This is a genomic window from Zoogloea sp. (assembly GCF_017302315.1).
Lineage (GTDB): Bacteria > Pseudomonadota > Gammaproteobacteria > Burkholderiales > Rhodocyclaceae > Zoogloea.
Map to the genome: position 1 here is coordinate 1 of NZ_JAFLDT010000119.1, position 9,511 is coordinate 9,511.

The following is a 9,511-nucleotide window of genomic DNA, read 5'->3' on the forward strand; positions in this document are numbered from 1 at the left end:
TGTTTTTTACTTCCATTTTTCTTTTCTCAGATTTCTCGGATCACCCTGGATACTAGTTTTGTTCCTTTTCTTGTCATTTTCCTCTTCTCTTTCTGTTCTCCTTCTCAACCTTGGCTCAGCTTCACTGGTGACGGAGCTCGTCGAGACAAAGGTATGCGATCGGACTGTGTCATTTGTCAGCTTTTGCTGTTTCTCAATCTCTTTCGTGTTTCTCTGACTCTGTTTCCTTCTCTTTTTCTCTTTTTTTCTCTCTTTCTCTCTCTTCTCTCTCGCTTCTCTTCTCTCTCTCTCCCTCTCGCGCGTTCGCACTTTCCTTCTTTTACTCTCGTTCTCTCCGCTCTATCTCTCTCTCTCTCTCTCGCTCTCGCTCTTTACTTTTCTCTCTTCCTCTCTCCCTTTTCTCTCTCGCTTCTCTCCCTTGTTTCCTCTCTCCTCTCCTCTCTCTCTCTCTTCTCTGTCCTTCCATCTCCATTTTCTCTCATCCCCGTTCTCTCCGCTCGATCTCTCTCTCTTGCTCTTTCCCTCTGTTCTCTCTTCCATTTCTTTTTGTTCTCTCTGCTCTCTCTCTCTCTCTCTCTCTCTCTCTTCTTTCTTTCTTCCTCTCTTCTCTTCCTGTTCTCCACTCACTTCTCTGTCCTCTCCCTCCCCATTTTTATCTCTCTCTCTCTCTCTCCCCTCTCCCTCCCTTCGCCTCAATAAAAAAAAATATCAGACGGCTATTACTGGATCACTGGCCGTGTCGACGACAACATCAAAGTCTCTGGTCACTTGCTGGGCACGGCAGAAGTGGAAAGCGCCTATCTCCGCAACCCCGTGAGTCTCTATTCTTTTTCTTCTTCTTCTCTCTTTTTTTATTTTTTCCTTCTTCTTTCTTGGTGTGAACGATTCACTCTCCACACCTGCAGGATTGCCGAAAGCTACGCCCTGGCCATCGCCCACCTGTCCGACCGCCTGCGCGGCGGCGGCACCTTCATCACCCCCTGGCCCACCGACGACGCCGGCCTGTCCCGGGTCGAACGGCGCGAAGTGCAGACCCTGCTCGCCGCCCGCGGCCACGCCATCGGCGCCATCGACGGCATGCTCGGCGACGCCAGCCGCGCGGCGATCCGGGTCGAGCAGCAGCGCCTGGGACATAACGTGGATGGGCGGGCGGGGCAGAAGCTGCTGAAGGCGCTCAAGGAAAGCCGTTGATGAGCGCGCCCCATTCCCCCGACGCCTCCCCCCTCGGCAAGGCCGTCGCCTATGCCGAGCATTACGCCCCCGAGCTGCTCTTCCCCATCGCCCGCCAGGGCAAGCGGGACGAGATCGGTATCGCCCCCGGTGCCCTGCCCTTCATCGGCGAAGACCTGTGGACAGCCTTCGAGCTGTCGTGGCTCGGCCCCCGGGGCAAGCCCGAGGTGGCCCTGGCCCACTTCCGGGTGCCGGCGGATTCGCCCAACATCATCGAATCCAAGTCCTTCAAGCTCTACCTGAACGCCTTCAACCAGACCACCGTGGCCAGCGTGGCCGAGCTGGAGGCGACCCTCGCGCGGGATCTGTCGGCCGCTGCCGGCGCGCCCGTAACGGCGCAGGTGGAGCCCCTGTCGGGCCGGCCCCAGCGGGCTATCGGCTATCCCGAGGGTGTGCTGCTGGACACCCTGGACATCGCCATCGACCAGTACATGCCCAACCCGGGCCTGCTGCGCGCCGACGCCGATCAGCCCGAGGTGGAGGAGACCCTGTACTCCCACCTGCTCAAGTCCAACTGCCTGGTCACCGGCCAGCCGGACTGGGGCATGGTGGTGATCCGCTACCGGGGCGCGCCCATCGACCGGGAAGGGCTGTTGCGCTACATCATCTCCTTCCGCCGCCACAACGAATTCCACGAGCAGTGCGTGGAGCGCATCTTCACCGACCTGCTGCGCCAGTGCCGGCCCACCGAGTTGTGCGTGTGGGCCCGCTACACCCGCCGCGGCGGGCTGGACATCAACCCCTGCCGACGTACTGCAGGTCTATCTGCCCCGGCCCCCATAGCCGAGGTTAGACAATGAGCCGCCATCCCACCGTCTCCGCCGACAGCCTGCTGCGCCAGGACGTGGCCCTCGACGGCCTCAACACCCTGCGCCTGCCCGCCCGGGCCGCCTGGTTCGCCACGGTGGACGACGTGGACGACCTGCGCGCCGTGCTCGACGACCCACGGGTGGCCGGCCTGCCCCGGCTGGTGATCGGCGGCGGCTCCAACCTGGTGCTCACCGGCGACTTTCCCGGCCTGGTGCTGCACGTGGCCTTTCATGGCCGCAGCCGGGTGCAGGAAGACGCCGAGGCCTTCTTCGTCCGCGCCGGTGGCGGCGAGAACTGGCATGACTTCGTGCGCTGGACCCTGGAGATGGGCTGGCCCGGCCTGGAAAACCTGTCTCTGATCCCCGGCACCGTCGGTGCCGCCCCGGTGCAGAACATCGGCGCCTACGGCATCGAGATGGCCGAGCATTTCTACAGCCTGCGCGCCTACGATCTGGTGACCGGCAAGACGGTGGGTTTCGACAAACGCGACTGCGCCTTCGGCTACCGGGACAGCTTCTTCAAGCAGGCCGGCAAGGGCCGTTACCTGATCGCCGCCGTCACCTTCCGCCTGCCCAAGGCCTGGAAGGCCAACACCGGCTACGCCGACGTGGCCCGGGAGCTGGAAACCCGGGGTATCAAGCAGCCCAATGCCTTGCAGGTATCGGATGCGGTCATCGCCATCCGCCGCCGCAAGCTGCCCGACCCGGCCGAGATCGGCAACGCCGGCAGCTTCTTCAAGAACCCGGTAGTGGACGCCGCCGAGCACGCCCGCCTCATCGCCCTGCACCCGGGCATGCCCAGCTATCCCCAGGCCGACGGCCGGGTCAAGCTGGCTGCTGGCTGGCTGATCGAACAGGCCGGCTGGAAGGGTAGGCGCCTGGGCCCGGTGGGGTGCTACGAAAAGCAGGCCCTGGTGCTGGTGAACCACGGCGGGGCCACCGGCGCCGACGTGATCGCCACCAGTGCCGCCGTGCGTGCCGATGTGCGCGCCCGCTTCGGCGTCGAGCTGGAACCCGAGCCGGTGTTTGCCGGCCCCGCCGCCTGATGTCGTCCCTGCCCCCCAGCCCCGAGGACACCTCCGTGCCCGATACCCCGCGCCCCCCCGCCAGTTTCATGACCAAGCTGCTGCGGCCCGGCCCCTTCCTGTTCATCGGCATCCTTTTCATCGCCCTGGGCCTGACGGCGCTCAGCTATACCGCCGTGCCCGCCCTGGAAAGCCTCTTCGCCGCCTTCTCCGGTGGCGTGGAGCAGGCAGACGGCCTCAACGCGGAAGCCAACTGGAACATGTTCATGGGCATGGCCTTCGGGCTGGTGGCCTTCGTGGGTGGCGTGCTGGTGATGGGCGGCAGCTTCCTGATCCGCACCCACCTGCGGGATTACGACAGCCAGTCCTGACGCGCCGTTAAGCGCTTGTGGAGAAGCGGAAGGAACTTTCCAGTGGCTGCGACGCTGATGGGAGGGACCGTGGGGTCGAATTCATCCACCGCGAACCGGTGAGCGCCTTACTGGACGGTTTTCCTGTTTTTGGCGTCACATTGGCCGGGTCTCGGCCCGGCAGCCGACCGACTTTCTTGTTGTACGACAAGAAAGTCGGCAAAGAAACGTACCCCGCTGTCGCGCCCCCTTCGGGGGTGCCCTCCTTCCGGGTCCGTCAGGCGGGGTCTGCGCAAACTCGCCCTGCGGGCTCAGACATGCGCAGCCCTTTTTCCGCCTGCCGAACCCTCCAGTCGGCGCGCCAGAGGGGACCGGAAATGCAGGTGATCAACGGCCAGTGCCCAACCCGGGAAACGCCCCTGTTCGCGCCGGCATGCACTCAACTCGGGGCAAGACGCCGGACCAGGGTAAACACCGCCCGATGGGTGGGCAGCTCGACTCCACCGGCCTCGGCCATGGTCAGCAGGGTGCCGGTGATGGCGTCGATCTCGGTACGCCGGCCGGCCAGCACATCCTGCAGCATGCTGGCCCGGTTGCCCGCCGTGGCCGTCGCCACGGCCACCACGCGGGCGAGCGCCGCGTCCTCGTCCAGATCCAGCCCGGCTTGGCGCAGCACCGGCCACGCTTCGTGCACCAAGGCCTCCAGCAGCACCCGATGCGGGGGCTCGAGCAAAGCCCCGTTAGGCACCCGGAACAGGGCCGCCAGCGGGTTGATGGCCACATTCACCAGCAGCTTGGCCAGGCGTGCCGCGGCGATCTGCGGCTCCACCCGGGCTCGGAAACCCGCCATACACAGGGCGTCCGCCACGGCCTCGAAGCCCGCTGGCAAGAGGGTGTCGCCGGCACCCGCGGGCTGAACCCGGGAACCCTCCCGAAACGCTCCTTCGGTGGTGATGCCCTGGCCCACCGGCACGGTGCGGCACTCGGCCCGCAAGGTCGCCTCGATCAGCCCGTTCTGCAACGACAGCACGCCCCGCGGCTGCAGGGCCAGGGCGGTGCGGGCGGCCTCGGCGGTGTCGCCGGTCTTCACCAGCAGGATCACCCAGTCGGCTGCGGGCAGCGCATCCGGCGCGAAGATCTCGGGTACAAACAGCCGCGCGCCCACCTGTACCCCGGCACGCAGCGCGTCCGCCCGCGCGGCATTGCGTGCCACCAGCGCCACCGGGCCCACTGCAGCCAGACCGGCGGCAAAGTGCAGGCCCAGGGCGCCGGCCCCGACGATGGCCAGGGGATAGCGGCCCGGCGTGGCCATCAGCGCGCCACCACCGCCGACGAGACGGTCAGGCGCCGCCCCTCCTGCACCAGGCTGAAGTGCTTGAGCACGTTCATGCCCAGCAGGGCCTGATCGCCCATGCCGGGCATCACCGCGACACTGGCGTTGCGCACCTCGAAGGGGCCGAAGCGCAGGGAGGGCACGCGACCGACGCAGGCCTCGGCCGTGCCATTGGCCGTGCGAAAGGTCTCCTTGCGGCAGCAGCCGGGTTCGTTGGCGGCGCTCAGGTCGAAGCCGATGGCGGCACATTCACGCATGCCGATGCGCTCGCCCAAGTGGCGGGGAATGGCGGTGACACTGGCCCCCGTGTCCACCAGGAACTGGATGGGCACGGCGCCCACTGCACCGCTTACCTCGTAGTGGCCGCTCCGCCCCATGCGCAGCTCCAGGCTGCCGTCTGCCACCACCTGAAGGGCGGTGTCACCCTTGCTGTGTGACAGCCAGTAGCTGGCGCCCAGGGTGCCCAGGCCGATCAGCGCGGTCCAGAACAGGGCCGGCAGCAGCCAGCCACCGCCGGTGCGCGGGGCAGGGGCAGGCTGCCCGTCCACGCGCAGGCGCGCCCTCACCTCCTGCAGGCGGCGTTCCTTCTCGTCGTCGGGCAGGGTGAAGCGCCGCGTCTCCTGTTGATCCCTGTCATCCACCAGACTGTCTCCTTGTTCCCGGACTCAACGCTCCGCCGGGATGATAGCGGTTTCGGGTGACGCCTCGCCGCCAGGGGTGGGGAGCGGGGGTGACAGCGCCGGCGAGGGCTCCGTCGGCACTGGCGGAGGCGACACCTGAGATGGCACCTGAGGTCTCGGACGCCGGGGAGCGGGCCTGGGTTCCGGCTCGGGCTCGGGGGTGGCCCACAGGCCACGCACCCAGCGCCAGCCGCGTTGCAGCAGGCCCGGCTCCTCCCGCGACACAAAGCGCTGGCGCGGGTCGATCAGGCGGTTGGCGAGGGCGTAATGGAAGGTGTCGCCGACAATGGGCAGGGCGCTGCGGGCACCCTGCCCCCAGTAGTCGCTGCGCAGGGTGATGCGGTTGTCGTTGAAGCCGACCCAGGCGCCCCCCACGAGCTGCGGATGCATCAGGATGAACCAGCCATCGGTGTTGTCCTGGGTGGTGCCGGTCTTGCCGGCCAGGTCGGCGCGCAGGCCGAACTGGTTGCGGATGGCCACACCGGTGCCCCGGTCCACCACGCCGCGCATCACGTCGAGCAGGGTGTAGGCCACGCCCGGGTCGAGGGCCGCCTCCGGTGCCACAGCGGCAAACTCCTCCAGCACCTGGCCGCTGCGGTCCTCGACGCGGGTGATCAGCACCGGCTCGATGTAGCCGCCGCCATTGGCCAGGGTGCCATAGGCCGCCACCATCTCCCTGAGGGTCACCGGGCTGGTGCCCAGGGCCAGGGAGGGCACCTCCTCCAGGGGGCTCTGGCGCACGCCCATCTTCTTCGCCAGCCGGGCCACCCGGGCGGGGCCGACCTCTTCCATCAGCTGGGCGGTGATGCGGTTGCGGGAGTACACCAGACCGTCGCGCAGGCTCACCGGCTTGCCGCTGGGGGGAGATTCGTCGGTGGGGCGCCACACCTCGTCATCGGGCAGGGGAATCTCCACCTCCCGGTCGATCAGGGTGTCGCCGGGTTGCATGCCCTTGTCGAAGGCCGCGCCATACACGAAGGGCTTGAAGGTGGAGCCGGGCTGGCGGCGGGCCTGGGCCACGTGGTCGAAGGGGTCGGTCTGGAAATCCCGGCTGCCCACCCAGGCGCGCACCTGCCCATCCCGCGGGTCGAGGGCCAGGAAACCCACCTGGACCCGAGTCTGCTCCTGGCGCAAGGCGTCGAGGAAGGGCTTGTCGGCCAGCAGGCGGGCCAGCGTCTCCTCGGCTGTCTGGCCCCGGGCCAGCGCTGCGCGATAGGCCTTCGACTCCCGGACGAAGGCCTCCACCAGCTCCGGGCTGCCCACCCAGCCCTTGCGCCCGGCCCAGGCCTGGTCGGCCAGGGCCTGGAGCTGACGGCCCCGACGTTGCACCGCCTGGGTGGCCTGGGCCTGCAGGCGGCTGTCCAGGGTGGTGCGCACCACCAGCCCGTCGGCGTAGATGTTGTAGCCGTGGCTGTCGGCCCAGGCGATGAGCAGCTTGCGGATCTGCTGGGCAAAGTGGGGCGCCGGGCCGGGGGCTTCGAGCTGACGCTCGAAGTCGATGCGCAGGGGCTTCTTCTGCAGGGCGGTCAGGCGGGCCTCGTCGAGCTTGCCGCGCTTGACCATCTGGGCCAGCACCGTATTGCGCCGGGCCAGCGCCCGCTCGGGGTTGAGCACCGGGTTGTAGTAGCTGTTGCCCTTGAGCATGCCCACCAGGGTGGCGGCCTCCAGCACGTCGAGGCCGCGCGCCGGCTTGTCGAAATAGGTGCGCGCCGCCATCTCGATACCCCAGGCGTTGTAAAGAAAGGGCACGGTGTTGAGGTAGGTCTCGAGGATCTCGTCCTTGGAGTACAGGGCCTCGATCTTGAAGGCGGTGATGGCCTCCTTGAGCTTGCGGGTCAGCGTCGGCGCCCGGCCGATCTCGTCGGGGAAGAGGTTGCGCGCCAGCTGCTGGGTGAGGGTCGAGCCGCCCTGCTTGTCTCCGCTGAAGGTGCGCAGGGCCGCCCCGGCCAGGCGGTAGAAGTCGATGCCGTGGTGCTCGTAGAAGCGGTGATCCTCGGTGGCGATCAGGGCTGCCGTCACCTGGGGCGAGATCCGCTCCAGCCCCACCCACTCCCGGTTGGCCCACTTGAAGACAGCCAGCTCCTTGCCGTCCGCCGACAGCACCCGCGCCGGCTGCTCCAGCTTGGCCTTGCGGATATCGCGGATGCCCGGGGTGAAAGGGATGAGGATGAGGCTGTAGACCAGCAGCAGGGCCGGCACAGCGGCGACACCCAACAGCAGCTCGCGGCGGCTGGGGCGACGCAGGCGGGACAGCCAGGGCACAAGCCGGCTATGCAGGGCGAGCAGCAGACCGGCAAGGGCCTGCCGCAGACGGAGGAGCAAAGACATCGGGGCACGTGTGACGCTCGGAAGCCACGGGTTTTAACACATATCCGGGTGGGGTCGAATTCATCCGTGTTTCCTCAGTTTGCCGCGTCGTCCGACGGTCGATGCGGCCGCTTCTGCAGGAGCGACGTGCAGGGGCGACCTCCGTCGCCCATCGTGCGTTGATCACCGGCATGCCCTTGATCTCAACCCGCGGGCGACTGAAGTCGCCCCCACAGTCCCTTCAAGTGCCGTCAGAGCCTTCCATCAGCCCCTCTCCGTCAGGCAACTGGCTCTCGCTGAAGCCCCACAGGCGGTAGGCCCAGAAGCTCTCGTCGGCAAAGATGCGGCGGCGCAGTTCGGCGGGCGGGAAACCAGTGACGCGGCGGCTCTGCCGGCACAGGTGGGATTGATCGGCGTAGCCACTGCTGCTGGCCACGTCGCTCCAGTTCACCTCACCCGAACGCCCCGCCACCACGGCGTCGAAGAAGGCCTGCTCGGAGCGGCCCATGCCACGCAGCTCGCGCAGGGGCTGGCCGGTCCATTGCTTGATGCGCCGCTCCACCTGGCGCAGGCTGCGCCCCCAGCCGGAGACAGACGCGCGCAGGGCCAGGTTGCGGGACCAGTCGGCGTACACCCTCACCGGCGAGGCCGCGTCGGGGCGGAGCTGCCGCCAGCGAGGCGCCAGGAATTCATCGATGAGGGCCACACGGGCCTCGTCGTCGGGGGCCTCATCCACGGCCCGGCACAGGGCCATCCACGACGCATCCAGCACCTCGCTGGCGGGCACGACGCGGTTGAGGAAGGCGCCCGGATCCAGTCCGGTGAGCTGGCCCAGGGCGTCGGGCATGAGCATCAGCATCATCGCGTGCATGGGCCCCGGGTTGCGGCTGATCACCGGCCGGTTGAAGGGGCCGCAGAAGGTAATGCGGTCGGGCAAGGGTCGGCCGGGCGTGTCGGGGGCGGCGGGCCGATGGGGGTCGAGCACCACCGCCTCGCCGTGGAAGTACCAGACCAGGGAGCACACCGGGGCGGCCGGAAAGTGGTTGTAGCGCGCGGCCTCGTCCAGATTCACCCCGCGGGTGTCACGGCTGATCACGGCACGCACGCACGACGACAGGGCCGCACGGGGCAGCCACAGGGTGGAGCGGGCCGCAGAGAGGGACGCCGCCAGCTCGCCGGAAGGCGTCGGGTCGATTCTGAACATGGCCGCAGTATAGGGAGTAAGGCGGGTCACGACAGCCAGCCGGCATGTCGGAAACGTACAATACCCGTCGGGCGCTGCCCCCGTAGCATGCGCTCCGCTCAATCGGAGTTGATTCTTTCAGGAAACGCGATGCATCCGGTCAGTTTGCACCAGGTGGGCAAGACCTACCGTCTCGGGGCGGTGGACGTGCCGGCCCTCAGCGATATCACCCTCGACATCCATCAGGGCGCCTTCACGGTGCTGTCCGGCCCCTCGGGCAGCGGCAAGACCACCCTGCTCAACCTGATCGGCTGCATCGACATGCCCGACCGGGGCGAGATCACCGTGGCGGGGCAACAGGTGCAGTCCATGCCCGACGATGCCTTGTCCGACTTTCGTGCCCGCCACATCGGCTTCATCTTCCAGAACTTCAACCTGATCCCGGTGCTCAGCGCCCGGGAGAACGTGGAGTATCCACTGGCGCTGGCGGGCGTAGCGGCCCCCGAGCGGCGCAAGCGGGTGGAGGCCCTGCTGGACGCGGTGGGCCTGTCGGACCGCCAGCACAACCTGCCGGCACAGCTCTCCGGCGGCCAG

At 67.4% G+C, this 9,511-nt stretch carries 9 protein-coding genes and 1 pseudogene; 5 read left to right on the forward strand and 5 right to left on the reverse strand.

Annotated elements, in window-relative coordinates:
* Nucleotides 1-339 precede the first annotated feature (339 nt).
* Nucleotides 340-627, reverse strand: a complete 288-nt coding sequence (locus J0L98_RS20260) for a hypothetical protein (protein WP_296413883.1) — start codon at nt 625-627, stop codon at nt 340-342.
* Nucleotides 628-891: 264 nt separating this feature from the next.
* Here J0L98_RS20260 and J0L98_RS20265 point away from each other — a divergent pair.
* From J0L98_RS20265 to J0L98_RS20280, 4 genes and pseudogenes are all read left to right on the forward strand, one after another.
* Nucleotides 892-1,191, forward strand: a pseudogene (locus J0L98_RS20265) (peptidoglycan-binding domain-containing protein); the annotation flags it as partial.
* Complete coding sequence (gene queF, locus J0L98_RS20270; protein WP_296413885.1) at nt 1,191-2,030, forward strand: NADPH-dependent 7-cyano-7-deazaguanine reductase QueF; 840 nt, start codon at nt 1,191-1,193, stop codon at nt 2,028-2,030. The pseudogene J0L98_RS20265 and the gene queF, both read left to right, overlap by 1 nt.
* Nucleotides 2,027-3,085, forward strand: a complete 1,059-nt coding sequence (murB, locus tag J0L98_RS20275; RefSeq protein WP_296413886.1) for a UDP-N-acetylmuramate dehydrogenase — start codon at nt 2,027-2,029, stop codon at nt 3,083-3,085. The genes queF and murB overlap by 4 nt, the downstream gene beginning before the upstream one ends.
* Nucleotides 3,085-3,435: a hypothetical protein gene (locus J0L98_RS20280; protein WP_296413888.1), complete on the forward strand. Its 351-nt coding sequence runs from the start codon at nt 3,085-3,087 to the stop codon at nt 3,433-3,435. The genes murB and J0L98_RS20280 overlap by 1 nt, the downstream gene beginning before the upstream one ends.
* Before the next feature lie 418 nt (nt 3,436-3,853).
* On the opposite strand, the gene J0L98_RS20285 is transcribed toward J0L98_RS20280, so the two are convergent.
* The 4 genes from J0L98_RS20285 to J0L98_RS20300 form a co-directional block, all read right to left on the reverse strand.
* Nucleotides 3,854-4,726 (reverse strand): 2-dehydropantoate 2-reductase, encoded by an 873-nt coding sequence (locus tag J0L98_RS20285; RefSeq protein ID WP_296413890.1) that lies wholly within the window; start codon nt 4,724-4,726, stop codon nt 3,854-3,856.
* Nucleotides 4,726-5,388, reverse strand: a complete 663-nt coding sequence (locus tag J0L98_RS20290; protein WP_296413892.1) for a retropepsin-like aspartic protease — start codon at nt 5,386-5,388, stop codon at nt 4,726-4,728. The genes J0L98_RS20285 and J0L98_RS20290 overlap by 1 nt, the downstream gene beginning before the upstream one ends.
* Nucleotides 5,389-5,412: 24 nt before the next feature.
* Nucleotides 5,413-7,755 carry a transglycosylase domain-containing protein gene (locus J0L98_RS20295; protein ID WP_296413894.1) on the reverse strand — a complete coding sequence of 781 codons (2,343 nt, stop codon included), beginning with the start codon at nt 7,753-7,755 and terminating at the stop codon, nt 5,413-5,415.
* Nucleotides 7,756-7,975: 220 nt separating this feature from the next.
* A complete protein-coding gene (locus J0L98_RS20300) occupies nt 7,976-8,938 on the reverse strand; it encodes an AraC family transcriptional regulator (protein ID WP_296413896.1) in 963 nt (320 codons plus the stop codon).
* Nucleotides 8,939-9,067: 129 nt separating this feature from the next.
* Here J0L98_RS20300 and J0L98_RS20305 point away from each other — a divergent pair.
* A partial coding sequence (locus J0L98_RS20305) for an ATP-binding cassette domain-containing protein (RefSeq protein WP_296413898.1) occupies nt 9,068-9,511 on the forward strand: 444 nt, incomplete at its 3' end.